Consider the following 25922-nt stretch of genomic DNA (forward strand, 5'->3'; position numbering starts at 1 on the left):
CTCAATAGTTTGGTGTTGGCGCACGGAACGATGCGATATTTATGTGCTTGAAGTACTCGATCGTCTTCTGTAATCCCTCACGAAGCGAAACAGTCGGCTCCCAGTCAAGATGCTTTTTCGCGAGGGTGATGTCGGGTCGTCGTTGTGTCGGATCATCCTGCGGGAGTGGCTTATGCACAATATTTGATGTGCTGCCTGTCAGTTCTACGACCATCTCAGCAAGTTGTTTGATGGTGAACTCGCCAGGGTTGCCGATATTGACAGGACCGAAGAAGCCGGAGTTGTTCTCCATCAAACGCACGAATCCCTCGATCATATCGTCCACATAACAGAAGGCCCGCGTCTGTGAGCCATCGCCAAAGAGCGTGATGTCATCTCCCTGTATTGCCTGACGCACAAAGTTTGACACGACCCGTCCATCGAATGGGTGCATGCGAGGTCCATAGGTATTAAAGATGCGCACGACGCGAACATCGACATTGTTCGATCGACGATAATCAAAGCACAGCGTCTCAGCCGCGCGCTTGCCCTCGTCATAGCACGCGCGCGGTCCGATGGGGTTCACATTGCCCCAGTAGCTTTCTGTCTGTGGATGTACCTTCGGATCGCCATAGATCTCACTGGTCGAGGCGTGCATGACCTTTGCACGGCATCGCTTTGCCATGCCGAGCACATTGATGATCCCGATGACAGATGTCTTCATCGTTTTGATCGGGTTGTACTGATAGTGACCTGGCGCTGCGGGGCACGCGAGGTTGTAGATCTGGTCAACCTCAAGCCACATCGGATGGGTGATGTCGTGGCGAATCAGTTCGAAGTTGCGATGGTCGAGCAGATGCTCGACGTTGGACTTCTGGCTCGTAAAGAAGTTGTCAAGACAGATGACATCGTGCCCTATTGCGACAAGACGCTCGCACAAGTGCGAGCCGAGAAACCCTGCCCCGCCGGTCACCAGAACTCGTTGAATCGTTCCCACAAAGCCTCCGTGCCCGATGACATACGCATCTCTGCTGACAGATGTTCAGCCATGCTGATTGTCGGCAAGAACTGCCGACGCGGTTCGAACATTCTGCCTGAGATGGTCCGGGTTTATCGTACCAAGCACAATACTCCCAACGCCCGATGTTGAGAGCGCAAACTCCAGCGCATCCCGCACCGGATCGTGCGCTGTACCCCGCGAAAAATGCCCGCTTGCAAACGCTTTCTTGACAAGCACACCCACGCCTCGAGCTTTGGCTGCATCAATCACCGGGAGTTCATCGGTATGCAGGGCATTGAGCGTGACCATCACGACATCTCCCAGTTCGACCGCCCGCATGCCGCCTTCTACCGTTTTGGTGGATGCACCGATCGCTTTAATGATGCCAGCCGACTTCAGATCTGCAAGTGCCCCCATGGCATCATCGAACTGTGGTGTCGTTTCTACCTGCCCATCAGAATGAAGCAGCACAATGTCGAGCCGATCCGTGTGCAACCGCTGCAGACTTGTATGGACGCTTCGGGTGATTCCATCAGCAGAAAAGTCAAAGTGTGACTGGTTTCCATCAAACTGCTCGCCACCTTTCGTGCAGATGAGCCACGAATCTCGCTGATCCTTCTCCTTGATAGCTTTTCCAATTCGTTCTTCAGCAACGCCATACGCTGGTGCGGTATCGAGCAGGTTGATACCCGAGTCACGAGCGATCTCAAGGAGATGCGATATCTCGTCATCTGTCGGCAGTGCAAACTGCGATGGATACTTGAGCTGCGCAGTCCTCCCAAACTTCACAGTACCAAGCCCGAGCGGACTGATGTGCAACCCGGTATTGCCGAGCGAACGCAACGGAAGACAACCTATTTCCATTGCACGTCCTCCCGATGCCATGGATAGGGCGCAACAACGACATCTTGTCCATTACTTGCCGCTATCTGTTTCGATGTATTTCGCTCCACGTTCGCACACACGGTATCAACAACCTGCTGTGCTGCGACCGGGGCGAGCACCAGTTTGGTTGGCCACACAACCGCAAGTCCGTCAAGGAGATGTACGATCGGCCCGTCGGGACGAGACCCATTCGGTGTCACGCCTTCGGCCCGGTTGATTCTGCAGGTTGCCAGTTCAATATCTTTAAGATTCAGCCAAGGCAGGCATGCTTTCAGTTCCTTACGGGCAAACGCTCGCTGGGTTTCCTCGGTTCGTTCAATCCCGGTTTCGGCGATCTGTCCGCCTATCCACCACGTGTGGACACCATCAGCATCTGTTGATGTCGTAATAGTCAGCCGTGGCACGGTTGAGAGCTTCAGACAATGCCCGTGCAGCACACAAGGAGCATGACGGGCCATCACCATGTGCAGCGGCCGTCTTTGCATCTGCGGTGGATGTTGTACTCCAGCGAGTTTCAGCAGAGCCTCGTTCCCCTCACCCGCAGCAAAGATGCAGTACTGTGCAACAACCTCGTGTTCAATCCCATCGCGTTCCAGAGCCGAGATTGACCACGTGGAGTCAGCATTGCGTTGTATCGATGTCACGGACGCATGTGTCAGTATCGGATCGGCTGAAGCTTTCGCCATCTCTCGCACGAGCGAGTGCGCATCAATAACACGCTCACCGACCGTATACCGCGAGATGTTCCCCGGTGCGCCGGCAAAGGCATCTGATGAAACATTAACAACGTTGGGTTTGTCTGAACCCGAGACATGCGATCGCATCGCACGAGCAGCACCTGCTGCAGCAATCTTCGAGCGCAGATCTGTTGTTGTCCAGATCGACATATGCTCCGCAAGCACACGGACACCGGACAAATCAGGGCATGATGTCCCTGCAAGGCATTCGCTCCAGATGGGCTGCACTGATTCTGCCATCTCAGCGGCTCTGGTTCGTTCGCCGCTTAGTGCATATTTCACGCCTGCGTGCAGAATCCCCTGGCTTGCAACTGTCTGCCCAGCGCCCAGTTCGGCTCTCTCAATGAGAAAGGTGCGTATGCTGCTATGAGTGAACAATGCACGCATCCACAGCCCGACAATACCACCACCGATGAGAAGAACATCGGTTTGAATGACATCAGCGGGACTACAGGTCACTCGGTTGGATCCTTTGCCATGAACTCGCGATACTCGTGTTCAATAGTCTCGCGATCGGGGATGTAGATCACCTGACCTGGACGGATCAACTCCAGTTTGTCGATGTCAAGCTGCGCCTTGTTGCGTTCAAAGAGAACTTGCGCATACTTGATCGTTCTGTATTCTCTCAACGAGATTCGAGAGAGCACGTCATTTTTCCGTATTCGATAGGGCTTCCCGGATGGAATCTGCTGCTGTGTGGTGTCAACAACGGGTGGTGCATCGGCTGGACTCGATTGTGCATTAATGATTGCGCCGCCATCGCCTGGTCCCATTCCTGCCGGAGCGCCCTGTACGTTGTAAGGATCTGCAGGAATCAGAATTACATCGCCCTCACGCAACATCCGAGGATCCTTAAAAGGGTTCGCACGAACAAGCGAAGTTGAAAGCGAGCGATCACCAAAGAACCGTTGAGCGATGGATGCCCACGTTTCGCCATGCTCGACAACGTGCGGAGCAAATGGCGGCTTTGAAGGCACAGAATCATCGGAGAGATGCACCTGTGTGGGGTGCGATTCAACTGGAGAGTTTCCAACAGCATCTAGTGTTGATGCAAAGCCTGCTGGCTGTGGCGGACGATCGATACGTTTCACATCGCGCCAATGTACTTCGGGCTCTTCACGGGTTGCAATCATCGCGCCGCCGGCAGGAACACGGGGTCCAGCATCCCATATCCAGTACACAACAACCCACAGTGCTGCAAGAGCACACAGGGCTGTGAGAAATCTGGCATGACGTGTCGTTGGCATGGCCATACCCGCTGAACACTCCGATACCCCAGACATCAGCACAATTGAACCACCGACTGGAGTATGCAGAGATTATAGGGGCTGCTACGACGGCTCGGCCTCGATCATTTGAGATGTCGGAGTTGCCGGGACCTCAGGCTCGTCCTTGGAGCCTCGGCTCCCAACCACCAACTGTGCAGCCACCGCGATGGACGAATACGTCCCCACGGCGACACCCACGAGCAGTGCGAACGCAAACCCGCGAATGCCCGCACCGCCGAAGAGGTACAGAATAATCACAGCGAGCAGGGTCGTGCCAGACGTAATAATTGTTCGGCTGATCGTCTGGTTTACCGAGAGATTGACAATTGGAACCGTTGCGACCGGACGCTTGCCTTTGTTTTCGCGAATACGGTCCATCACAATAATCGTGTCATTTAGTGAGTACCCGATGATTGTCAGAATCGCAGCAACCATGTCAAGGTTGATCTTGAACGGTTGCAGACCGATCGCCTGTGCAAATCTTTGAACACCCGGTGTGTCACAGAGGATTTCCGCAAGTGCAACAAGCCCGACCACGGTCAGCACATCATGGAACAGACATGCAACTGCAGCGATGCTGTATCGCATGTTACCAAAGCGTACCCAGATATAGATAGTGATCATCAGCAGGCTAAGTATGATCGCGATGATCGCCTGAGCAGCAAATGTTCGTGCGACTGCTGGCGAGAAACTCTGCACACCGGCAACCTGTGCAGGACGCTGCAGCGCCTCGGTCACAAGTTCCCACTCGCGACCTGCAACTTGCGTTGTCCATCCGTCGGGATTCTCATGGTTATTGATTGCGCTGTCATGAACGAGAATAACTGCACTTGTGACTGCATCATCCGAACCCGAAAGAACACGAACCTCCCACTTTCTGCCCGAGATATCAGAGAAGTCCTGCTGTTCTCGCATCTCGCCGAGCCGTGTCTCAAGATCGACCTTTGTTGGAGCAGGATCAAGGTTATTCAGCACAATCACCGCGCCACCGAGCCAGTCGCGCACGTCCTGAAGAAACTCGGGCTTGTCAAAGTTTGCTCCCAGACGGGGCTTATTGACTGGATACACCGGGATTGGCGTGTTCTCGTCGGTGTCCAGTCCATCCGCTGAGAGGGGTTGACGTGAATCAAGCACGTCAGCAAACGTCTCAACGAGCGAGTTCACAACCGCATCCTTATCCGTGGCGAATGTCTTGATAATGAATGTATCCGATGTGATTCCGTCATTCTGCGGATTCAACGGCATGATTTCAGCGGTTCGTAATGCCTTGACAGCTGACTCGTTCTCAGCAGTGTTGCCGATCTCGTGGACACGATCCTCAACTTCCTGACGGGTCAGCATGACACGCTGCTCAGACTCAGGCTGTTCCTGTTTCATTTGCAGGGTCACCTGTGTTCCAGAGCGGAAGTCGATATCGAGCATCTTCACGTTCTGCCCGAACACCATGACAAGTCCGATCGCAACGTATGTCAGCGAGATCGGGAGGAACACCCACTTCATCTTGATCCAGTTGACACGTGGAGTGAGCAGGCGGTCGATCGCTGGCACAGACATCGGCAGCATCGAGATCCGCTTCCACCCGAAGACCTGGAACAATGTCCCGAACATGATGCGGCCGAGGAACAGGGCAGCGATCATGGTCATCACGACACCTGTGCCAAGTGTCAGCGCAAAACCACGAACCTCGGGAGTTGCAACATTCGGCAGCAGCAGCACAAGACACACAATCAGGTTCGTCACGTTGCCGTCAACAATACTCGACAGCGCCTTTGAGTATCCGAGCCTGATGGCGTCACGTACATCAGCGCCTCCATTCAGTTCTTCGCGCATGCGTTCGTAGATCAGCACATTCGCATCGACCGCCATACCGAATGTCAGCACGATACCGGCAATACCTGGCATTGTGAATGTCCACTGGTTCAGTGCCATCCAGATGAGAATCATGGCAGCAGTAAACACAAGACTCACAACTGCAACGCCACCGCACGTCGGGAAGTAGTAGACAAGCATGAACACTGCAACGATCGCGATCGAAATAAGTCCGGCTTCGATGCCACGATCCAGGTTGTCCTGCCCAAGATCCGGGCCAATCTCGTTGACACTGATTGGCTGTGGCGAGAGCTTTGCCTGCAATGAGCCCGCGTTGAGTGTGCGGATGATGTAGTTCAACTCGTCGACCGGGAAGTCGCCGGAGATCTGTCCGCTGGATGTGATGTTGCCGTTGAGTGTTGGTGCTGTGATGACCTCATCGTCAAGAATCACCGCCATCGGCTTTCCGATGTTGGCGCCAGTCAACTTACCGAGCAGCGAAGCGCCACTCGGATTCATTGTGAAGTTAATCGCAGGACGCTGGATCTCGTCAATCCCACGGAATGCGCTCGCAACCTTCCACGTGCCCTCGTTCTTGGTCAACCGTTTGCCACGAACATCCCAGCAAAGCATGTAATACGCCCCGCGATATTCCTCGACGACAAAGCCGGGTGGGCGGCTGCGAAAAAACGAAGCGGGATCTGCTCGCAGATTCTCACTCTCACTTAAACTATCAAACCAGTTCTCGATACGGTTGATCTTGTACCAACCAGCATCGCGGGTATTTGCAAACTGTGGCCCGCTTTCGTGCAACTGCTCGCGTATCTCAGCCTCATTCGGCAACTCGCCGGGGTCAACAGTGATACGAAAACTGAGCACGCCAGCGCCACGCAGCATGCGGATCAGATCATCAGGATCATCCAGAGTTTTGCGGTTCTTTTCGTAGTCCTCATAGGCCGCGCGAATTCGCTTGATGTCATCAACCCTGTCAGGATATTGCTCTTGCAATGTCTCAAACGCGCGATCCCGTTCACTCTTCAGTTCGATCACCTGCTTTTGATCGCGATCGTACTTCCTGCTGACCTGATTGTTTGTGCGTAAGGCAGTCCGAATCTGGTCAGCAGTGATGGTTTGTGCCTGCGCTGTTGCACGAGCATCGTCATACGCGATCGCCGTCTTTGAAGCAACAGCTGCGAGTTCATCGAGCTTTGCATCGGGCTCACCAGCCTCGACCCCTTGCTGGTACTCATTCATCGCCGCAACAGCAGCATCCGATGCCGTCGAAACAGCCTTCAACAGGTCCTGGAGTTGAGTGTTTGAAACGCTCGACTCAATCACCGTCAGGCGCCCCTCCGCATCAGCTGCAAGCACCTGATCAATAATGGCATCAGTCAGTGCCGATTGCTCAATCGAGTCGATAGTCGCGTTCACATCACGCCGCTGTAAGAGAATCTTCTCGCTCGGAGCTGGCATCGTGATCTCAAGGCGATCGTTGCCCTGTCGCACCATCGTGATATCGAGCTGGCCGTTCGGATCGATACGTGACTTGAGCACCTCGATCATCGCAGGAATCACGACAGATGGATCCTCGCCCGGATCGATACGAACGCCATAGGTGACGCTCACACCACCGCGCAGGTCTTTACCGAAGCGAAGCTTCTCTGCAGGTGGGAATACCGCCAGCCAGAACAGCACAGCGATCAACACAACAGAAATCGCAAGAAGTCGACCAGAGTGTTTCAGCATTCGAAGCGTTCTCTTTCTTCACAAGAACAGTTCTACAGACAAGCAATGAATCAACAACAGGGCGTATGTCGTTACGACGCAGCAGCAATCTCCACTTCCTTGGGAGCATCGGACTTGCTGGCATGAGACCGGATCACATGCTGAATCGATGACTTTGCAAAGCGAACCCGCGATGGGCTGGCTTCATCAATCTTCAGGAGAACCTCGTTGTCACGAATCTCGCTGATGGTTCCGATGATCCCGCCCGTGGTCTGCACGACATCGTGCTTGCCAAGACTACCCAGCATTGTCTGACGCTGCTTGCGTTCCTTCCGCTGTCCGCCCCCGCTCATGACCATCAGAAGAATTAGCATGATCGGGATGATCCAGATCATGGGACCGAATGGATTCCCTGTTGGTTGGCCACCATTCTGCGGAGAAGTGCTGCTTGGTTGTGAAGTCACAGGGGCGACCTCAGCACCTGCGCCGTCGCTCGGACCGATGCCGGATGTTTGCATCACGCCAACCGGGGGCACAAACACATATGTGGAAAACTGTGTGAGATGGAGATCGAAGGATGTGGACACGAGCAGTCTACTCCTGAGGGAAAACAACGGACGCGAAGCACGACAGCGTCACACCATGAGCAACAACACGGAACCCCAAGGATAGGTCGGCACTGCCAAAAAACCCGCGCTGACCGGTATCTGATTGGGATTTGACTACATGGGAAAATACGAGATCAGATTGCAGGAGATTTACTCATCCAGCGAAGATGCCGTTTCTCGAAAAGCCACTGGCCACTTGGCTTCTATACCCGACCAGTTTGACGTTGGAATAGCACCCCGAACATCAGCCATAAATCGCTGAAAATGCCTGAGATTGTGCAAACTTACCAGAACTGGGCCAAGCATCTCACCCACCATAAAAAGATGGCGCAGATACGAGCGTGAGAACGACCAACCAGCCTCATTCAGTCTGCATGCTGGGCAATCACACCCTGGCTCAATCGGGGATGTGTCCGCCGCGTACTTCGCGTTCCTGAGCCGAATCTGTCCAGTCGAAGTGAACGCATTGGCATTTCGGCCATTTCGCGTGGGAAGCACACAGTCAAACATATCCACGCCAGCACGCACAGCTGTCAGTAGATCGGCCTCGTACCCAACGCCCATCAGGTAGCGAGGCTTGTCCTCGGGCATCTGCGGTGCAGCAAACTGAACGACACGTGCAATCTGCTCAGGCGATTCACCGACTGCGACTCCGCCAATCGCGTACCCCGGCAAATCAATCGCACAGATGCGCTCGATCGACCACAATCGCTCGTCAAGATCCACGCCACCCTGCACAATCCCAAAGAGGGCCTGTTCCTCTGGCCGAGCGTGGGCTGACTTGCATCGCTCGAGCCAGCGCACGGTTCGCTCATTGGCGATGCGTAACCGCTCACGATGGTCGTATGTCTTCCGGGCACTGCGAGTATCCCGCTGAACAGCCTGCGCAAGGCGCGGCTGATGATGCGGTTGTACGCCGGGATCAATCGATGGTGGACAATCATCAAATGCCATGATGATGTCCGCACCGAGCGCGTTCTGCACCTCGATCGCACGTTCCGGCGAAAGATGGATCATCGACCCATCTACAACCGATTTGAATGTGACACCGTCGTCGTTAATGGTATTTGTGTCTGCCAGTGAGTACGCCTGATACCCGCCTGAATCTGTGAGGATCGGCGCGTTCCAGTTCATGAACTTGTGAACGCCCCCCATCGTCCGGACAAGCTCGTGCCCTGGACGCAGCAGCAGGTGGTATGTGTTATTGAGCAGGATCTGAGCACCGGTCTGTGCGACCAACTCGGGAAGAATGCCCTTGACAGTCCCGCGCGTGCCAACGGGCATGAACGCAGGCGTATCGAACGCTCCGTGCGGTGTCTGCACACGTCCGACTCTTGCGTGCGTGGTCGTGTCCTTTGCAAGTATGTCAAATGTCAGCGCTGGCATGAGCGGACATTATCCGCTTGATGATTGCCTGCGGGCGGATTCCTTCTGAAGAAACTCGCGTTCCGAGTCAGTCAGCGAGCCAACGCCGGACTCAGATACTTTCGCAAGCAGGCGATCCAGTTCTTTCTCATCAGATGTTGTTGCCCGCGAGGCGCCGATCTTACCGACCGGCTCGGTTTGTTTGAACCCTCCCCGAGGCTTTTTCTGCTTGGGAGGGCGCGTTGGAGCGCCAGAGTTCCTTGGTTTTCGGCTGTCCTCGAACACATCGAAGAAATCACGAAGCAGATGCGAGTTCCTGATGAAGAAAAAGCCTGCGATCGCTCCACCCAGATGGGCCGCCTCTCCTCCTGCGTTCGCTCCACCACGAATCAAGTTATACATTGCAAGCGCAACATACCCATAGGCCATCCAGCTCATCTTCATCGGGATCGGCGGAAAGATCAGTGTGACGCGCTGGTTTGGCATCAGATACGCGCACGCAACGATTACACCAAACACACCCGCACTCGCGCCAACAAGCGGTGTAGATGGGTTTCCGAAGTTTCCAGGTACGTTGATATGAAAAACAGCTTCAAGCAGGTTCAACAGCATGTAGGCAAGACCACCGAAGATGCCGCAGACAAGGTAATACGCAACATACTTGCGACGCCCCAGATGCTGTTCGACAATTGCTCCGAAGATAAACAATCCGAACATGTTGAAGAACACGTGCATGAAGTTCGCATGGAGGAACTGAAACGTGACGAGTCTCCACACTTCTATCTTCGGCCAAAATCCAAGATAGGTCGAAAAGTGTCCCCATGCGTACAGCATTGGACCATTGTGTTTGCCTCCTCCATCAACAGGGTATTCGCCGCCCAGTTGCATACTGAGCAGCGCTCTGTCGAGCAGGAACACAGCAACATTGATAATGATGATCCACGTATTTGCGCTAACAAACCGGAACGAGGCCATCCCAGTCCGGCTGCCCCCGAATCCGCGTCCCCCGCCTCGACCTGCGTCGGCCCCGTAGTAATCACGATCAGCAATGCCCATACCGTGGTATTCCGATCTGCTGCTGGCGGTATTTCACAACCGCACCCGAACACATACTGAAATCTCTCATGCCCCGCGTCGTCGTTTGGTGTCGCGCTCGAGGAACGCTTTCTCTTTTCGGGTAAGCGCGTCCATTCCGTCCCGTTTTATTTTGGCCAGAATCCGATCAAGTTCTGCCTGCTGTTGTTCTGCGGATTCCTGCAGCTTCTGACGAGCTTTCTCGGCAGCATGTGCACGTCGTCTTTCTGCGTTTGTTTGTTTCGGTTCATCCTCTGCATATCCAGTGTCATAGTTATACAGACCCCGCCCATCGCCGGGACCCGAGGGTTGCCAGCCACCGGCTGGCGCAAACACGTCGTCGTTGTATACGCCAGCTTTGACCTTCTGCTTTTCTTGCCAGCAGACAAACCCACCGAGGATTGCAATGGTGACGAGCAGACTCTTTTCGTTGCTCAGTCCATACACCACAACTGCACCCGCAGCGATCAGTCCGACCGTTGCTGCAATATCGCGCGATCGTCGCTCTCCAAGTCTCCACCAGAGGACGCACTGGAGCACACGTCCAGCATCCATTGGGTACATCACCAGCAGCATGTTGAACAAAAACAGCAGAATGTTGATGAAATAGGCAAAGTACAACAACCCGTGCGGGATGTCTGCGATTGCAAGCCCCGCCCAGGGATCGAACAGCGGGAACAGCAATGAACCACTCTTTGTGAAATACACCGCCGCTGCAAGAATCGGCCACAAGAATACATGCACAATCGGACCACCAACCACAGTGATCAACTCATCACGCCAGTTGTGTGGGGGCTTACACATGGCAAGCCCGCCGAGCGGCCAGAGCAGAATATCGTCTGCTTGTCCCCCCACCTTCCGGCATGCGATGCAATGCCCGAACTCATGGATAAGCACTATTCCAAAGATGATCCCGTAGCTTGCCAGTTGGAGCAGGTACTCGGGCTGATCATGCTGAGATTCGCGGTACATCGACAACGCAATCCACGCGATAAACAGCCAGTGGACCGAGACACGAATCCCCCACAATGTGAACAGTGGCAGTGACCAGCCCATTGGGTTTGATGGTTGATCTTTATATCCACTCACCCGCATGTCTCCTGCACAAAGACCCGCACAGCATACTTCAACATGACACGGTTCCGATCGGTTGAAGCAAATGACTCATATCAGTCAGATGCACCCATTCTGCGTCATCATAGTTGCAAACAGTTTTCGGTCCTGAACTCAACACGAACTCACTCCACTTTCTTCCATGTGATCTGATAGGGGTCTGATCTGGTACCATTTTTCTGACGATGTGAGATGGATACCGTCTCTGAGCAGAGATGTCCTTTCTGACACACCCCGGAGGGTTTGGCACATGATCTGTGCGCACAAATCGCTCGTCAACTCGGCTTCCTTTCGGTGCCTGCGCGCTGCGGCACTGTTCGCCTGTCTAAGCGCCCTCGTCGGTTGCCAGACTCACAATGTCGCGGGCACAGCGATCGTCTCCGAGCCTTCTGGAGCAGCGATCAGCGTGAACAATGCGATCATTGGTCTGTCGCCGGTGCTGCACGAGTTTGACTTCTCGCTCGGTCGTTCTCAGACAATCACTGCGAGCGTGCCCGGGTACTTCGATACCGTGATGAAGGTCACTTCCAGCACGCCAGACATCAATCATGGCAAGATCAAACTGATTCTTCACGCAGACAGCGCGTATTCGCGCACCGTTGAAAGCGATGCAGCAAATCACTGGATTACCGTGCCCGTCGATCCGCGATATACATCCGATGACGCATGGCGTCGCGTTGTGGATGCTGTTTCAGGCAGATACACTGGAATCGAGACCATGGACAAGGAGTCGGGCTATATCCGTTCCTCCAGCGCGATCGAAACATTCCAGCACCCACAGTTTGGTCCGTACCGTGTTCGTACACGTGTCGTGACGGCGTTGTCGCAGGCTCACCCCCCGATGTACAAAGTCAAACTTGTTGCAGAAACCGATGGTGGTCGTGACCAATGGGCACCATACGACCGGGTGTTTACCGAGGATGCTGCGTTCATCGAGGAACTGCTCATTCGGCTGAGCGAAAAGCAGTAACTTCCGATCAGTGTGCGCCTGCTGGCTTGAGAACCGAGTGTGCGAATCGATACCATGCCAGCGACCGCTGGGAGGTGTCGCATGAAGGCCGAAGTGCTGCTCGCTGAGTTAAATCGTCTTCGCAAGGATATGCCCGAAGATAAAGCTGACGTGGAGTGGTTAACGCTGCACCATATCTTCTGCTTTGTCTCATATCAGATGGGCAAACTGCAGGAATATCTCGACGAACAGGAAGAAGCTGGTGAGTTCGACGAGTATCACGAGGAGCATGCGTGAACACAAAGCATGCACTCTCTGTTACGTTTGATGACGTTCTGGCTGCACGCGATCGCATCTCTCCCCACATCAACCATCCCCCACAGTTGCGTCTTCCAGCCTTGTGTGATATCTTCGGTATAGACGTTGTTCTCCAGTGCGAAAACCTGCAACAAACAGGCTCGTTCAAGTTCCGTGGTGCAAGTAATGCAATGGAACTGCTTTTGCCGGATCAGCGATCGCGGGGTGTCATCACATACTCGTCCGGCAATCACGCGCAGGCGATAGCAAGGGCAGCTCAGATCAGAAATACTGCTGCCACAGTTGTGATGCCCGACAACGCGCCAGCTGTCAAGGTGGCCGGAGTGCGGCGTGCTGGTGCAACAATTGTGCAGTACAACCCAGCTACAGAGGATCGTGAATCAATCTGCAATCAGATCGCTCGCGATACGGGGAAGACAGTCATTCCACCCTACAACCATCCACATGTCATTGCTGGTCAGGGAACTGCTGCACTGGAGTTGATAGAGAACGCAGGCTCGTTTGATGCGATTCTGGCACCATGCGGTGGCGGCGGATTGCTCTCTGGGACAGCGATTTCTACAAAGTCGTTGCTGCCACACTGCAAGGTGTATGGAGTAGAGCCATCGCAAGCAGATGATGCCGCGCGCAGTTTCGCGACAAGGACGCTGTGTTCTGTTCATCATCCCCAGACGATCGCTGACGGCGCACGCACGCCTTCACTTGGCGAGCACACATTCCCAGTCGTCATGGAGTTGGTTGACGGGTTCTACACGGTGACTGAGCCACAAATAGCGCACGCGATGCGTATGCTGATTGAGATGTGCAAGCTCGTTGTTGAACCGACCGGCGCGGTGTCTCTTGCAGGTCTCATCGCGCAGAGAGCACACTGGCAGGGTAAGCGTGTCGGCATTGTTGTCAGCGGCGGAAATGTAGATCTTGCAAAGCTGCCGGAGTACTTCGCACTCGCTGATCAGTACCGCGAGACTTAAACCTGATATCGTGCCGGTATATCACCGAACTCAGCGCGCACAATCGACCAGATACCGCCACGTCCCTTCCATCGGGAGTGGATCTGGAGCCATGCAGGCTGCATAAGTTTGACAAGATCGTCCCGCATGCGATTTGTCGCAGCCTCGTAGAAGGTGCCCTCGTTGCGGAATGACTGCAGGTACAGCTTGAGAGATTTCAGCTCAACGCACACACCACCGTTACTTGATGTGCGAGGTTCAAACCGGAGTGTGATCTGTGCAAAGTCGGGATGGCCTGTGATTGGGCACACAGACGTGAACTCCTCCATGACATGCTCGATGACGAACGGCGTGTCGCTGGGAGTTTCAAATGCTTCAAGGAATGCGGGATCGGGCATACGGGACTGTAAGTCGTTGCCCCGACAATGCCTAGTTGTACCGAGTGATCAGTTCAATGATTCTCGGTTGGGATGGATTAATTTGGAGCGAACGACGGAATGCGGTGATCGCCTCGTTCATCGCACTGCGGTCGCGCTTGTCACTCCACAAATACACGTTGAGTTTGTACACGCCAAGCCCATTGAGCGCGGGGTAATGATCTGGATCAAACTCAAGTGCCCGCTGGAACTGGTCATATGAGGCCTGATATTCCGCATTGCGGAACAGCGCTGCTCCAAGACGTTCATGGGCAACCGCCGACGGACTGACTGCGACAAGCTGCTTGAGCGTATTAAAGACCTCTTCCTCGCGACCGAGTTTGCGCAGGCTCTCGGCAAGATTCAGCAGCAACTCGGGTGAGAGTTCCATCAGTTCTGCTGCTTGCTGGTACTCCACCACTGCGTTCCGGTCATCGCCGAGCGCAGCATAGATCGCGCCGAGATTCACACGAGCAGGACCCGATGTCGGGTTCAACTCTACTGCACGAACCGCGTATGGAAGTCCCTGTCGTGGCTCATTCAGTTGCAGATAGGTGATGCCGAGGTTCTTATTGGTCTCAAAGTCGTCCGGTCGGATTGTCAGCGCGACAAGATAGGTTCGGACCGCCTCTGAGAGCCTGTTCATAAGGTGGAGTGTCAGACCAAGACCGAAGTTATTGTCAAAGTCGCGAGGATTCTTGCGAACACCCTCGCGGTATGATTTTTCTGCTTGCTGGTACTCTCCCAAATCGCGGTAGATATCGCCAGCCTGTGCGTAGGCTGCCGGAAGTTCCGGATTCAGCGCAATCGCTCGCTGGAGCTCGCGAAGCGCGTCCTGATAGAACCCCTGCTGACGCAACGAGTTGGCGTTTTCCATTGCGAACTCAGCAAACTCCTTGTTTGTCAGTTGTGGGCTTGGGGTGTTGTTACCGGTCGGCTTTGCGTTGTTCGAGGATTCGCTGCCCCCCAAACCAAGCCAGCGACCGGTTCCGCACCCAGTTGTACCAAGCAATGTCAGACTCACTGCGCAGAGCAATGCTGGCTTCATCTGCAAGCCCGAACGATGTGCGATCGTGTTGCTCATGCGATGTGGTACTCCAAAAGAACAGACCCAAGATACGCGAAAGACGTGTCCGATGTTCAGCAACCACGCTGTTTGTGCGCATGTCCAGCTCAAGTGCGAGAGCCAAGCCTAGCGCCGGTCGCTCGACTTTGCCTGCAAGCATGGTTTCGTACCGGACCATCGGCTGAGCCAAACATAAATCTTGACCATCAACCGAACATCCTCGGATCACACGCGTTCTGGTCCGGATAGCAGAACTGGTTGGAAGTTGTCAGCCGGTGTATCCTGCCGGTTCAGTTCGAGGATCAAACTCAGAAATCAGGAGATACAACATGCCTTCAGAAGCCGACTTTTCCGATCGAATCGGCGTTATCACGGGAGCAAGCGCTGGAATTGGCCAGGCACTAGTAGAGCAACTCCACGCTGCAGGCGCGAGGCTTGTTATCAATGCGCGTCGGAGAGACCGGCTTCAGGATATTGCGCGTCGACTGGGAGAGGATCGGATCGCGGTTTTTGCGGGCAATGCCGGTGACCAGCATGTCATTGATCAGATGCTTGATTCGGCTGCGAACAGATATGGTCGGCAGGCTGATCTTATTGTGGCCAATGCTGGACGAGGACTTCGTGGCGATGTGCTGGATTCTGATGCGTCAGTCTGGGAGGATCTTTTTCATGTGCTGACGATTGGTGCAGCACGACTCATGCGAGACGGAACGAAACGGATGGAAAGTCTCGCACCAACCCACGGCAATGAGGGTGAACCACCAAAGCTGCCACGAGATCTGGTTGTCATCGGCTCAACAGTTGGACGCAATCTCTCACCGTTTTCGTCCTTCTATGGATCGGCAAAGGCAGCAACGCACATGCTGACAGAATCATTGCGCCGTGTTGCTGCGCCGAAGGGCATCCGCGTGTCACTCATCGAACCGGGGATTGTCAAAACAGAGTTTCAGGGTGCGGCAGGTTACGACCCGGTGTCATTTGGACAGTTCATGGAAACAATCAGCCCGCCACTCTCAGCAGATGATGTTGCACGCTCGATCATGTTCCTGCTCTCGCAACCGCCGGGCGTTCACATCAATGAGTTGATGATCAGGCCGACTCGCCAGCAATACCCCTGATGTGATACGACTAAATAAAAACAACGCACGCCATATGGCGTGCGTCTTTGCTCAAACATCGAAGTGGCGTGCGGCTCAGCCTTCCGACTTTGCCTCAGCTGGAGTTGAAGCGGTTTTTTCGATGAGATTACCCTCGTTATCAAACTCCATGTCTTCTGTCTTGTCATCAAGATCAATTTCACGATCCGGCACGACGTGAACCTTGATTGTTGCCAAGAGATCATTCGCAAACTTCACCTGCACGTCGTAGTTATCGATCCGTTTGATGGCGTAAGGCAGGCGAACTTCGCGAGGCTTGATCTGATATCCAAGTGTCTTCAGTCCAGATGCGATATCGTTCTGTGTGACCGCACCATAGAGGATGCCCTGCTCGTTGCACGAGCGGCTCATTGTCATCTCGAAGCCTTCGAGTTTCCCGATGACCTGCTCGCGCTGCTTGCGGAGCTCCGCCATCATCTTCTCAGCTTCGGCACGCTTGGCGGCGAGCGCTTCAATCGCTTCCTTCGAGGGTTGCATCGCCATGCTGCGAGGCAGCAGATAGTTACGGGCATATCCGAGACGGACGTTCACGACATCGCCAACAATTCCGAGATTGTCGACGTTCTCTGTCAAGAGCAGTTTGATGTTCTTTGTTGCCATGATCTTACCTTTCGCTGTCCTGCCAGCAGTTGGAGTGCTGCTGGAGTTGAGGAGCAGAGCACCCTGCCCCAACGGTTCCCGCATGTGCGGGGCCACGATGTTATGTCACACACACGCTGTATTCGAGTGTTTGATCAAACACAACGCGTTAGAATGGGATGTCATCATCCGAGAACGAGTCACTGCCGGAAGATGCAGACGCGTAGGACTGCTCGCGCGATCCACTGCTCCCGCCACCTCCCTTTGAATCAACAAAGGTCCAGTTCTCAACGACAACTCCAAGTTTGGAACGCTTTGATCCGTCCTTATCCTGCCACTGGTCGAGTTTGAGGCGTCCCTCAATGAAGATTGGGCTGCCCTTTGAGAAGTACTTTGCGATGTTCTCGGCTGAGCGTCCCCACGCCTCGCAATCGATGTAGTCGACGCTTTCCTTCCACTCGCCGTCCTGCCCCTTCCACTTGCGATTTACAGCAATCGCAAACTTCGCGACGGCGTTGCCGCCCTGAAGCTGGCGAACCTCGGCATCGCGCGTGAGGTTACCCATGAGTATCACTTTGTTGAAGCTGCCTGCCATGTTTTACTTCCTCGCGAGACGTTGTGCGGGCTGGTCAATACCCGAGATCATCCTGGATCGCTCCGGTGGAATGACCCCAAACAAAGACCTATACACCGAATGATACCCGATTCATCGACTGGTGCAACATGGCATGGACTGACGGTTTCAGCCGAAACCCGATCTGAAGCAGACAAGCGGTTAATCCTCGTCAGATTCTTCCGTACCGGCTGCAACGACCTCTGGCTCCTCCTGCTGTTCTGGGGCACCTGCGACAACGGCCTCGCCTCGCCGTGTCTGCTCCTCGGCCTGCGTTGCACGGAGTTTGGCCTCGGTTGCCAGTTCGGTTCGCCCATCCTGCGCCTTCATCTCTTCGAGTGACAGATGATCCGCACGAACGATGAGCATGCGCATGATCTTGTCCGAGATAGCAACGTCACGCTCAAGCTTTGTCACCATCTCACGAGGAGCCTTGACGTACGCAAGGATGTAAATGCCCCGCTTCTGCTTCTCAATAGGGAAGGCGAGACGGCGTTCGTCCCACTTGCGCATTGAGATGACTTCCGCATTTGCACGACCGAGCAGGTAGTCGATGTGCTCGATCAGACCCGCGAAGTCTGCTGCGGTTGCCTGGCTTGCAAGAAACATGCACTCATACATTCCAAATCGTTGTTCCATATCACTCTTCCTTTGGGTTCGTTCTCATTCTCTGAACGTGTGTGATCTCTGCTCAGCAGACGACTGCACGTCGCTGCACTATGTGTTTGCTGTATCCGATGTCTGATCTTCGGATACCTGACTTTTTTTTTGAGATGGGCGAGGTTCTAGCGCAGGTGCATTGAACTTGTTCATCGCCATTGTGATGCCCTGGGAGACAAAGCACTGGATGGCTTTGATCGACGACTCGATTGAGTCCTGAAGCAACGCCCATTGCTCATCGGTGAATCGCCCGGTGACGTACGCCGCTTGATCCATGAAATCCGGCTTTGCATCGATACCGACACGAAGACGCGGGTAGTTCTGTGTACCAAGTACACGATCTATGTCCGACAGTCCGTTGTGCCCGCCGGAACCGCCCGACGCACGCAGACGGATTTTGCCTGACGGAAGGGCAAGATCATCGACGACGACAAGCACGTCCTTCGCAGGATCAAGCTTGTAGAACCGGGCCGCTTCAGCAACTGACTGGCCAGACCGGTTCATGTATGTCAGCGGTTTGAGCAGCAGGCATTTCTCGCCCCCGATCATCGCATCGAGCACTGCGCCATGAAACTTTGACTTGACAATACCCCCACTCGCATGCTTTGCAGCGAGCGCATCGAGCACGAGAAAACCCGCGTTGTGACGCGTCTTTTCGTATTCATGCCCGGGATTGCCAAGACCAACAATCAGTTTCACAATGGGAACCCCATCTGATGGATCCATATTACTGGTGGCCACACTCGCACTTCGTGACGATGACGCAAGAAGTTGGGTCAGCCAACGCAGCATTGATTCTCTGTGACAGTACTCTTAGGACTTTGCTTCAGGCTTGGCTGCATCTGCAGCGGCTTCACCCGTTGCTTCCGTTGCCTCTCCCGTCTTTTCTTCGCCCTGAACAACGATGTGCGCAACAACACCATCGCCATCAGAGAGCATCTTCATCGTGGGCAGAGGCAACGTAATGTCTCGGACGTGGATTGATGCGCCGACCTCAAGGCTGCTGATATCAACAATCACCTCGTCGGGCAGATTTGCCACCTTGCACTCAATATCGAGTTCTGTGACCGGATGGATGAGAATCGCACCAGCGGACTTCAGCCCGATTGCATCGCCCTTCAGACGAACGTGCACACGTGTGTGGATCCGTTCTTCGAGATCCACGCGTGAGAAGTCAGCATGAATGATGTTGTTACCGAGGTAGTCGAACTGCAGATCACGAAGCAGTACTGTCTGGTCGCCGCCCGTCATCTTCAGGGTGAAGAGCTTTTCCCCCTTGCTGATGTGTGACAGTGTCTCTGCCGCGTCCATTGTGATGGAAACAGGATCTTGCCCGTGACCATACATGACAGCGGGCAGTTTGCCGTTCTGGCGAAGGCGCTGTGCGTACTTCGAGCCCGGTCGCTCCCGGACATCTGCATTCAGTGTTGGAATATGTGCTTCCATTCTTTCTATCCTTTCATCTCAACACGACTGTGTTGTAACCTTCCCTTGAGTGTCGCATCGCTTACCGTTTCATCTCGCCAGCACCGCGGAAGAGCGCGCTGACCGAGAGATTGTTGTGGATTCGTCCGATTGCCTGGCCGAGCAGTTTGCCAACGCAGAGCTCAACCAGTTTGTTCTTGATTTTTTCGCACCGGTTATCGCAGGGGATCGAGTTCGTCACGATGACCTGTGAGATCGATTCACCAGCCAGGCGATCCGTTGCAGGATCAACAAGCACCGCGTGCGTGGCAGCTGCGATGACGCGCTTTGCGCCCGACTGCAGCACGACCTTCGCAGCTTCGGTGATTGTGCCCGCGGTCGAGATCATGTCGTCGAACATCAGCACGGTCTTTCCCTCGACTGTGCCGATGAGATGTCCCGTCACGACTTCCGAGCCGGTGAGCCTGCGTTTGTTGATGATCGCAAGGTCACCATTGAGAAGGTTCGCCATCTTTTCAGCGACCTTGACATTCCCCACGTCCGGGCTGACGAGGCATAGATCCCCCAGTTCCTCGCGATGCTCGCGGAAGTAATCAAGAAACACCGGCGTCGCGCTGAGATGGTCCACTGGGATATCAAAGAACCCCTGGATCTGCGCGGCATGGAGATCAAGTGTGAGCACGCGATCCGCGCCAGCTGCAGTAATCAGGTTTGCGACGAGCTTCGCTGTGATCGGCACGCGCCCCTCGTCCTTGCGGTCCTGCCTGCCGTATCCGAAGTATGGCATCACGACTGTCACACGCGATGCGCTGGCACGGCGCAGGCAGTCGATGAAGATCAACAGCTCCATCAGGTTGTCATTAACAGGATCACAGGTCGATGTAATAACAAAGCAGTCGCGTCCACGCACATCCTCGTCGAGTTTGACCAGCAGTTCGCCATCGGGGAACGGCGTTGTGCGAGCGCGGCCGAGCTCGATGCCGATGTGGTCGCAGCATCGGATCGCAAGATCGCGGCTGTGTCGGCCTGCAAACACACGAAGTTCGCCAACAAATCCGTTGCTCATGCGTTCCCCCCACAGCATGATGTCTGATCACCGCACGCGCACGATGCGTTGCGTGCTCGCAATGCATGGTCAACAACCGCGAGTTGCTCGGGTGTGTTGATCGAGAGCACGTCCTCGGGCGGGACCGCATCGATCACCTCAACCGGCTTGCCATCGTTTTTCAGGAGCTCGAGCGTGTCGGTCAGGTAGTATTCGCCCGACACATCATTCCGCTCAACACGATCGAGCGCAGAAAAGAGTTCCCTGGGCTGGAAGCAGTAATAGCTCGGGTTCACCTCGCGGATCGCAAGCTGATCGTCATCCAGATGCTTCTGCTCGACGATCGCTTTGAATGTGCCATCGAGATTTCGCACGATGCGTCCGTACCCGGTCGGATCATCAATGATGGATGTCGCGAGTGTTGCAGCTGCGCCTGTCTCGCGATGACGCGCGAGCATCGTTTTCAGTGTTTCTGCACGAATGAGTGGACCGTCGCCACACAGCACAAATGTGTCGCACTTTGCTGCGATCGTGTCGGCAAGTTCCGATTGTGCGCACACAACCGCATGCCCCGTGCCGAGCTGCTGATCCTGCACAGCAAATCGAATCTGGGGATAGTCCTTGAGTGCTGCTTCGACGAGTTCGCGTTTGTATCCAACCACGACGACGATGGTTTCGCATCCAACTTTGATGCACGCATCGACAACATGGCAGACCATGGGTCGGTCTGCGACTTCGTGCAGTACCTTTGGTAGATCGCTCTTCATGCGCGTGCCTTTGCCAGCAGCAAGGATGACCGCGGATGGCGCGTGTGTTGTTGTCTGGTGTGATTCCAAACGTATCTCCGTGTCGGACTCTGGCGGAACGCAAAGAGAAAAGTTACCCGGCCAAGATTCGAACTTGGACAAACAGTACCAAAAACTGTCGTGCTACCGTTACACTACCGGGTAATCATGAATGCACTCAGGCAAATAATGCTCACCGTGCATTTCCGGCTCTCAATATGTTCCGCTCAAACCTCTTTCACAATCAAACTGCTCAAAGCCAATCGTCACGCGAACTGACGCGGTCCGATCGGTCCCGGGCAGGATCGCACGAAGCGAGCCGACACGAAAACGATGACCGCGGCACAAGGGACCAGCGCGCGCACTGCCCGCTGGCTGAAGCGGAATCTTCCCGGTGCCGCGATGAAGACCGACAGACGATCCTCGTTGCGGGGAAGACCCATGCTGCGCCTCAGCTGAGAGGTCGGAGACCTGCCAGCATCCGTCACAGACGGCTCCGACGCGAAGCCCGACCAGAGCCGGACTCGCGTGAGGGCAATGTTAGAGCCGGGGGCTGACAAGTCAACGATTGTGCCAATCGCTTAGGTCCAAGAGCGATGACGTTTCGATCTGATTCAGACTGCTTTTCTTGATGCTCTGTGCCCCTGTCTCAACAATCGCAGCCACACCGGTTGTACCCACTCTTTCTTTTTCCCGACCGTCAAAGGATTCCATGGCACGACTGCACGAATACCAGGCAAAGGCGCTGCTCTCGCGTGGCGGCATCACTGTTCCCCGTGGGAATCCGGCCGATTCGCCCGAAGTTGCTGCGAAAGTGGCGAGCGATCTTGGATGCCCCGTCGTCGTCAAGATCCAAGCGTGGACCACCGGCCGGGCAGCACTCGGTGGTGTCGGGTTTGCTGATACTCCCGAGGAAGCCGCTGCACTCGCGCAGAAGATGCTCGACATGAAGGTCGGGCAGTTCCCGGTCGAGCAGGTACTTATCGAGGAGCAGATGCCTCCGAAGCGGGAGTTGTTTGTCTCATTAACCATCGATGGCAAGAACCGGCAGCCCATGCTGTTGATCTCGACCGCAGGTGGATCGGGCGTCGAGGATCGTGCCGGGCAGGTTGCGACAGTTCCGTGCGATGTGCACACCGGGCCGGACCGTGACACGATCACAACGTTTCTTGCAAGGACCGATCTTGGGAAGGACGTGCAGAACCGCATCACCGACACACTCGCGCAGGTGTTCGATGTTGCAAAGACGGTCGAAGCGACATCGCTTGAGATAAATCCACTGGCGGTAATGGACGATGGGTCGATTGTTGCGCTCGACTGTCGATGCACGATCGATGACTACGCGGTGTTCCGACATCCGGAACTTGGTATTGAGATCGCGCGCGAACTCGATCATCCACCAACGAAGCTGGAACGCATCGCGTATACCGTCGAGCAGGACGATCATCGCGGCACGTTCTTCTTCGCGCAGATGGCGACAACTGCGAAGCCCGGGTCCAAGGGACTCGCTGGGTTTCATGGTGCGGGCGGTGGCGGGTCCATGATGTCCATGGACGCAATCACGAACGAAGGATTCACGATCGCGAACTTCACCGACACCTCAGGCAACCCGTCGGCTGCCAAGGTGTACCGCGCAGCGAGGATCATTCTGTCCCAGCCCGATCTGTGCGGATACTTCGGCTCGGGTTCCGGCGTTGCAAGCCAGGAGCAGTTCTGGTCCGCCTACGGGCTCGCTAAAGCGTTCTTGGAACTCGATATCACGATCCCGGTTGTCGTGCGGCTTGGTGGCAATGCTGAAGATCGCGCGGTCGATATCCTGCACGCTGCTGCGAAGTCGCTCCGCGTGCCCGTCGAAGGATACAAAAAAACAGACCCGCCCGCAAAGATCGCCCAGCGGTTCGCGTCGCTTGTCGCAGAGAACGACGCAACGATCTGGACACCGCGCAAGCCGCGCGTCCCCGAGTTTGTTGAATCGAATCACGCCATGTCGTTCCCGATCACCGGCGGCATGGTGTGGATCGACACGAATGCGTGGCCAGCGTCGAAGGACGCGATCATGCAGCACTCGTCTGGTTTATTCAAGGACGACAATGGCACACCTGCACTGACTATTGAAGCGGAAGACTTCAAATCGAAAGACTCCGAGTGCGTGATGTGCGAGGTGGAGTGTCGAAACGCGGGTGTTGATGGGTTCTTTGTGCAGCTTGATGTGCTTGGGCTCTGAGAAAATCAACTTATCTGAAAGCAAATCATGGCAATACTCATAGACCAAACCAAGCGTGTCATCATTCAGGGCATCACCGGCCGGGAAGGTCAGGCGCGGGCGAAGCTCATGCTCGGGTACGGCACCAACGTCGTTGGTGGTTGCACGCCGGGCAAGGGCGGGCAGGAAGTGCTCGGCGTGCCCGTGTTTGATGCTGTCGCAGACGCGATGCAGCACTCGCGCGAGCACTGCGGGGGCGACGTTGATATCTCTGTCGTTCTTGTGCCCGCAAGGTTCGTCAAGGGTGCCGCGATCGAAGCGATCGAGGCTGGTGTGAAACTGCTCCTGCTCGTGCCCGATCGTGTGCCTGTGTGGGACGCAATGGAGATCGCAGCAGCAGCAAAGCATCACGGCGCGTCGTTTGTCGGACCCAACACGCTTGGCATCATCAGCCCCGGCAAAGCGGTCGTCGGCATGATCGGCGGGCGCGCCGAGAGCGCAAAGGCGTGGTTCAAACCCGGCAACGTCGGCGTCATCAGCAGGTCCGGCGGCATGTCCAGTTCCACTGCGTACTACCTTGGGCAGGCAGGCATCGGCACAAGCACCATCTGCCACGTCGGTGGCGACTCTGTGCTCGGATTGCGTTTCCCCGACGTTGCGCTGATGTTCCAGAACGATCCCGAGACCGATGCCATTGTGCTCTTTGGTGAGATCGGCGGGTCCATGGAAGAGGATCTCGCGCAGCTCATGCAGGAGAAGAAAGTAACAAAGCCGGTCGTCGCGTACATCGGCGGCAAGGCTGCGACCGAGGGCACGCGTTTCAGCCACGCTGGCGCGATCATCGAGGGCAACCGTGGCACGCACGCGGGCAAGGTGAAAGCCTTGCGCGATGCGGGAGCAACAGTTGTTGAGAGCTTTGGCGATCTGCCCGAAGCAACGCAGCGCGTGCTGGCGACAAAGAACTGAACCACAGAGGCACCGAGACACAGAGTAGAAACTTATTGGCGTCATCCCCGCGCAGGCGGGGATCCAGTAGAACATCTAGCGATTTGGGTTCAGAATCGCATTCAGGTGCATTCGTAGCCCTTCTTCAAACTGACGTTTTCCCGCAATTGTATTGTCGTAGAAGAGTGTTCGAAATGGTGAAACATCAAATGGCAGCTTCTTACCATGCTCTGCTGTAAGGATCGTGGGTTTTCCAATTGCATGGGCATATCCAAGCTCATAGAACACATTCTCATTTTGTGGAGTGATGTCAGCAATTACAATATCAGATTCTAGAAGCTTGCGTTCAATGTCGGCAATAATAACGCCCGGCCCAGCGACTTCGTCTGCTCGCTCAGCTACAAGACCGCACTCGGAAACTATTGGTTTGATTACTTCAGCGTACAACTCATTGAATGGAGTACTGAACTCCATCACAACAAAGACTTTGGGTCTTATTGCTGCAACACGAAAGTTACGAATACGCACTTCGGTTTTACTTTGACAAAACACGCCACATTGTGTAGGTGGCAGCGAAATTGGCATCCGATGTCGCAATACAATAATCCCATCCACTTGGATTTCAATAATTGATGCATGCTTTTCGACTTCAAGTCTATAGGATCGTCCTCGCTCTCTGATCTTTGAGCCGGTGCCATTTAGCTTGTTCCAACCCTGTTTTCCACCTAGAAGAGGTTTTAGAATAAACTCATTTACAGTGAAGTTGTCATCCCACTCGCTACTGCTAAATCCCGCTGTTAGTCTATTGTCTGCAGATGGATCTCTGAAGAGAACCGCTTGCACTGCAGGTATGTATTCGGCATGATCTGACTCAACCTCCATTGATATGAGTCCACCGCCATATTTAATGTCACATATAGCAAGACCCGTCTTAGCAGTTGTACTTGCGGGGCCTTCGCTCGACTCTGGTACTGGAATCTCTCCACCGTTAAAACGAATTAGCTCTGGCTCAAATGTAAAATCTCCAAAGACTGAATACCAGCTTGTGGGGCTTGCAAACTCTTCCATGAAGCGATTGTATGGCAAATCTCTGATTAAGCACTTCTCAGGATTATTCAAATTCTATTGCACAGTCGCTTCCTATCTCTGTGCACCTCTGCGTCCTCTGTGGTTCCATTCCTGCTTCTTTCTCTGGGTTCCCGCTTTCGCGGGAATGACGAGTGAGACATCGTGGATGACGGAAACGGG

25 protein-coding genes and 1 tRNA gene are annotated in these 25922 nt (G+C 54.7%); 6 read left to right on the top strand and 20 right to left on the bottom strand.

The annotated features are described in order from the left end of the window. Position 1: 1 nt before the first annotated feature. The 9 genes from H6815_13010 to H6815_13050 form a co-directional block, all read right to left on the bottom strand. Positions 2 to 994: an SDR family oxidoreductase gene (locus H6815_13010; protein ID MCB9861361.1), complete on the bottom strand. Its 993-nt coding sequence runs from the start codon at positions 992 to 994 to the stop codon at positions 2 to 4. Positions 995 to 1021: 27 nt separating this feature from the next. Further along, positions 1022 to 1843, bottom strand: coding sequence for an aldo/keto reductase (locus H6815_13015; protein MCB9861362.1), 822 nt, complete (start codon positions 1841 to 1843; stop codon positions 1022 to 1024). Continuing rightward, a complete protein-coding gene (locus tag H6815_13020) occupies positions 1834 to 3060 on the bottom strand; it encodes an FAD-dependent oxidoreductase (GenBank protein ID MCB9861363.1) in 1227 nt (408 codons plus the stop codon). The genes H6815_13015 and H6815_13020 overlap by 10 nt, the downstream gene beginning before the upstream one ends. Further along, positions 3057 to 3854: a LysM peptidoglycan-binding domain-containing protein gene (locus H6815_13025; protein ID MCB9861364.1), complete on the bottom strand. Its 798-nt coding sequence runs from the start codon at positions 3852 to 3854 to the stop codon at positions 3057 to 3059. Before H6815_13025 ends, H6815_13020 begins: the two co-directional genes overlap by 4 nt. 78 nt (positions 3855 to 3932) lie before the next feature. Then, positions 3933 to 7424 carry a protein translocase subunit SecD gene (gene secD, locus H6815_13030; GenBank protein ID MCB9861365.1) on the bottom strand — a complete coding sequence of 1164 codons (3492 nt, stop codon included), beginning with the start codon at positions 7422 to 7424 and terminating at the stop codon, positions 3933 to 3935. Between the two features lie 71 nt (positions 7425 to 7495). Beyond that, complete coding sequence (yajC, locus tag H6815_13035) at positions 7496 to 7990, bottom strand: preprotein translocase subunit YajC (protein ID MCB9861366.1); 495 nt, start codon at positions 7988 to 7990, stop codon at positions 7496 to 7498. 171 nt (positions 7991 to 8161) lie between these two features. After that, entirely contained in the window at positions 8162 to 9397 is a 1236-nt protein-coding gene (tgt, locus tag H6815_13040; GenBank protein ID MCB9861367.1) for a tRNA guanosine(34) transglycosylase Tgt, read from the bottom strand. Between the two features lie 9 nt (positions 9398 to 9406). Then, positions 9407 to 10432, bottom strand: coding sequence for a rhomboid family intramembrane serine protease (locus H6815_13045; GenBank protein MCB9861368.1), 1026 nt, complete (start codon positions 10430 to 10432; stop codon positions 9407 to 9409). A 66-nt stretch (positions 10433 to 10498) separates the two neighbouring features. Beyond that, the gene (locus H6815_13050; GenBank protein MCB9861369.1) at positions 10499 to 11506 is read right to left on the bottom strand and encodes a hypothetical protein; all 1008 of its coding nucleotides are present in this window, start codon (positions 11504 to 11506) and stop codon (positions 10499 to 10501) included. A gap of 307 nt (positions 11507 to 11813) precedes the next feature. Between H6815_13050 and H6815_13055 the strand changes: the two genes are divergently transcribed. The 3 genes from H6815_13055 (at position 11814) to H6815_13065 (ending at position 13801) form a co-directional block, all read left to right on the top strand. Continuing rightward, positions 11814 to 12533: a hypothetical protein gene (locus tag H6815_13055; GenBank protein ID MCB9861370.1), complete on the top strand. Its 720-nt coding sequence runs from the start codon at positions 11814 to 11816 to the stop codon at positions 12531 to 12533. Between the two features lie 81 nt (positions 12534 to 12614). Then, on the top strand, positions 12615 to 12809 hold the full coding sequence (locus H6815_13060; GenBank protein ID MCB9861371.1) for a hypothetical protein: 195 nt from the start codon (positions 12615 to 12617) through the stop codon (positions 12807 to 12809). Next, positions 12806 to 13801: a pyridoxal-phosphate dependent enzyme gene (locus tag H6815_13065; protein ID MCB9861372.1), complete on the top strand. Its 996-nt coding sequence runs from the start codon at positions 12806 to 12808 to the stop codon at positions 13799 to 13801. The genes H6815_13060 and H6815_13065 overlap by 4 nt, the downstream gene beginning before the upstream one ends. Here H6815_13065 and queF read toward each other — a convergent pair. After that, entirely contained in the window at positions 13798 to 14178 is a 381-nt protein-coding gene (queF, locus tag H6815_13070; protein ID MCB9861373.1) for an NADPH-dependent 7-cyano-7-deazaguanine reductase QueF, read from the bottom strand. The genes H6815_13065 and queF overlap by 4 nt on opposite strands. Before the next feature lie 31 nt (positions 14179 to 14209). Next, positions 14210 to 15280, bottom strand: a complete 1071-nt coding sequence (locus tag H6815_13075) for a tetratricopeptide repeat protein (protein MCB9861374.1) — start codon at positions 15278 to 15280, stop codon at positions 14210 to 14212. Positions 15281 to 15591: 311 nt separating this feature from the next. On the opposite strand from H6815_13075, the gene H6815_13080 reads away from it, so the two are divergent. Then, positions 15592 to 16380: an SDR family NAD(P)-dependent oxidoreductase gene (locus H6815_13080; protein MCB9861375.1), complete on the top strand. Its 789-nt coding sequence runs from the start codon at positions 15592 to 15594 to the stop codon at positions 16378 to 16380. 75 nt (positions 16381 to 16455) lie between these two features. On the opposite strand, the gene rplI is transcribed toward H6815_13080, so the two are convergent. The 8 genes from rplI to H6815_13120 all read right to left on the bottom strand — a co-directional run bounded on the left by rplI (position 16456) and on the right by H6815_13120 (position 21691). Further along, positions 16456 to 17019, bottom strand: a complete 564-nt coding sequence (gene rplI / locus H6815_13085; GenBank protein ID MCB9861376.1) for a 50S ribosomal protein L9 — start codon at positions 17017 to 17019, stop codon at positions 16456 to 16458. A 148-nt stretch (positions 17020 to 17167) separates the two neighbouring features. Beyond that, complete coding sequence (gene ssb / locus H6815_13090) at positions 17168 to 17593, bottom strand: single-stranded DNA-binding protein (GenBank protein MCB9861377.1); 426 nt, start codon at positions 17591 to 17593, stop codon at positions 17168 to 17170. Positions 17594 to 17773: 180 nt separating this feature from the next. Next, positions 17774 to 18250 carry a 30S ribosomal protein S6 gene (gene rpsF, locus H6815_13095; GenBank protein ID MCB9861378.1) on the bottom strand — a complete coding sequence of 159 codons (477 nt, stop codon included), beginning with the start codon at positions 18248 to 18250 and terminating at the stop codon, positions 17774 to 17776. Positions 18251 to 18328: 78 nt separating this feature from the next. Beyond that, positions 18329 to 18970, bottom strand: coding sequence for an aminoacyl-tRNA hydrolase (locus tag H6815_13100; protein ID MCB9861379.1), 642 nt, complete (start codon positions 18968 to 18970; stop codon positions 18329 to 18331). 114 nt (positions 18971 to 19084) lie between these two features. Next, entirely contained in the window at positions 19085 to 19717 is a 633-nt protein-coding gene (locus H6815_13105; GenBank protein ID MCB9861380.1) for a 50S ribosomal protein L25, read from the bottom strand. 61 nt (positions 19718 to 19778) lie between these two features. Further along, positions 19779 to 20762 carry a ribose-phosphate pyrophosphokinase gene (locus tag H6815_13110; GenBank protein ID MCB9861381.1) on the bottom strand — a complete coding sequence of 328 codons (984 nt, stop codon included), beginning with the start codon at positions 20760 to 20762 and terminating at the stop codon, positions 19779 to 19781. After that, positions 20759 to 21577 carry an NTP transferase domain-containing protein gene (locus tag H6815_13115; protein ID MCB9861382.1) on the bottom strand — a complete coding sequence of 273 codons (819 nt, stop codon included), beginning with the start codon at positions 21575 to 21577 and terminating at the stop codon, positions 20759 to 20761. Before H6815_13115 ends, H6815_13110 begins: the two co-directional genes overlap by 4 nt. Positions 21578 to 21620: 43 nt before the next feature. Further along, positions 21621 to 21691 (bottom strand) — tRNA-Gln (locus H6815_13120). A gap of 547 nt (positions 21692 to 22238) precedes the next feature. Between H6815_13120 and H6815_13125 the strand changes: the two genes are divergently transcribed. Together H6815_13125 and H6815_13130 are read left to right on the top strand one after the other, a co-directional pair. Next, a complete protein-coding gene (locus H6815_13125) occupies positions 22239 to 23750 on the top strand; it encodes an acetate--CoA ligase family protein (GenBank protein MCB9861383.1) in 1512 nt (503 codons plus the stop codon). Between the two features lie 27 nt (positions 23751 to 23777). After that, positions 23778 to 24695, top strand: coding sequence for a CoA-binding protein (locus H6815_13130; GenBank protein ID MCB9861384.1), 918 nt, complete (start codon positions 23778 to 23780; stop codon positions 24693 to 24695). Between the two features lie 75 nt (positions 24696 to 24770). On the opposite strand, the gene H6815_13135 is transcribed toward H6815_13130, so the two are convergent. Beyond that, positions 24771 to 25742 carry a hypothetical protein gene (locus H6815_13135; protein MCB9861385.1) on the bottom strand — a complete coding sequence of 324 codons (972 nt, stop codon included), beginning with the start codon at positions 25740 to 25742 and terminating at the stop codon, positions 24771 to 24773. Positions 25743 to 25922 lie beyond the last annotated feature (180 nt).

The sequence above is a fragment of the Phycisphaeraceae bacterium genome, from assembly GCA_020639155.1.
GTDB lineage: Bacteria > Planctomycetota > Phycisphaerae > Phycisphaerales > UBA1924 > JACKHF01.

Excerpts from the sequence above, each read along its gene's own strand:
- H6815_13015 (MCB9861362.1), bottom strand. The coding sequence starts at position 1,843 with ATGGAAATAGGTTGTCTTCCGTTGCGTTCGCTCGGCAATACCGGGTTG.
- H6815_13025 (MCB9861364.1), bottom strand. The coding sequence starts at position 3,854 with ATGGCCATGCCAACGACACGTCATGCCAGATTTCTCACAGCCCTGTGT.
- secD (MCB9861365.1), bottom strand. The coding sequence starts at position 7,424 with ATGCTGAAACACTCTGGTCGACTTCTTGCGATTTCTGTTGTGTTGATC.
- tgt (MCB9861367.1), bottom strand. The coding sequence starts at position 9,397 with ATGCCAGCGCTGACATTTGACATACTTGCAAAGGACACGACCACGCAC.
- H6815_13045 (MCB9861368.1), bottom strand. The coding sequence starts at position 10,432 with ATGGGCATTGCTGATCGTGATTACTACGGGGCCGACGCAGGTCGAGGC.
- H6815_13050 (MCB9861369.1), bottom strand. The coding sequence starts at position 11,506 with ATGGGCTGGTCACTGCCACTGTTCACATTGTGGGGGATTCGTGTCTCG.
- H6815_13055 (MCB9861370.1), top strand. The coding sequence starts at position 11,814 with ATGATCTGTGCGCACAAATCGCTCGTCAACTCGGCTTCCTTTCGGTGC.
- H6815_13060 (MCB9861371.1), top strand. The coding sequence starts at position 12,615 with ATGAAGGCCGAAGTGCTGCTCGCTGAGTTAAATCGTCTTCGCAAGGAT.
- queF (MCB9861373.1), bottom strand. The coding sequence starts at position 14,178 with ATGCCCGATCCCGCATTCCTTGAAGCATTTGAAACTCCCAGCGACACG.
- H6815_13075 (MCB9861374.1), bottom strand. The coding sequence starts at position 15,280 with ATGAGCAACACGATCGCACATCGTTCGGGCTTGCAGATGAAGCCAGCA.
- H6815_13080 (MCB9861375.1), top strand. The coding sequence starts at position 15,592 with ATGCCTTCAGAAGCCGACTTTTCCGATCGAATCGGCGTTATCACGGGA.
- rplI (MCB9861376.1), bottom strand. The coding sequence starts at position 17,019 with ATGGCAACAAAGAACATCAAACTGCTCTTGACAGAGAACGTCGACAAT.
- ssb (MCB9861377.1), bottom strand. The coding sequence starts at position 17,593 with ATGGCAGGCAGCTTCAACAAAGTGATACTCATGGGTAACCTCACGCGC.
- rpsF (MCB9861378.1), bottom strand. The coding sequence starts at position 18,250 with ATGGAACAACGATTTGGAATGTATGAGTGCATGTTTCTTGCAAGCCAG.
- H6815_13105 (MCB9861380.1), bottom strand. The coding sequence starts at position 19,717 with ATGGAAGCACATATTCCAACACTGAATGCAGATGTCCGGGAGCGACCG.
- H6815_13110 (MCB9861381.1), bottom strand. The coding sequence starts at position 20,762 with ATGAGCAACGGATTTGTTGGCGAACTTCGTGTGTTTGCAGGCCGACAC.
- H6815_13125 (MCB9861383.1), top strand. The coding sequence starts at position 22,239 with ATGGCACGACTGCACGAATACCAGGCAAAGGCGCTGCTCTCGCGTGGC.
- H6815_13130 (MCB9861384.1), top strand. The coding sequence starts at position 23,778 with ATGGCAATACTCATAGACCAAACCAAGCGTGTCATCATTCAGGGCATC.
- H6815_13135 (MCB9861385.1), bottom strand. The coding sequence starts at position 25,742 with ATGGAAGAGTTTGCAAGCCCCACAAGCTGGTATTCAGTCTTTGGAGAT.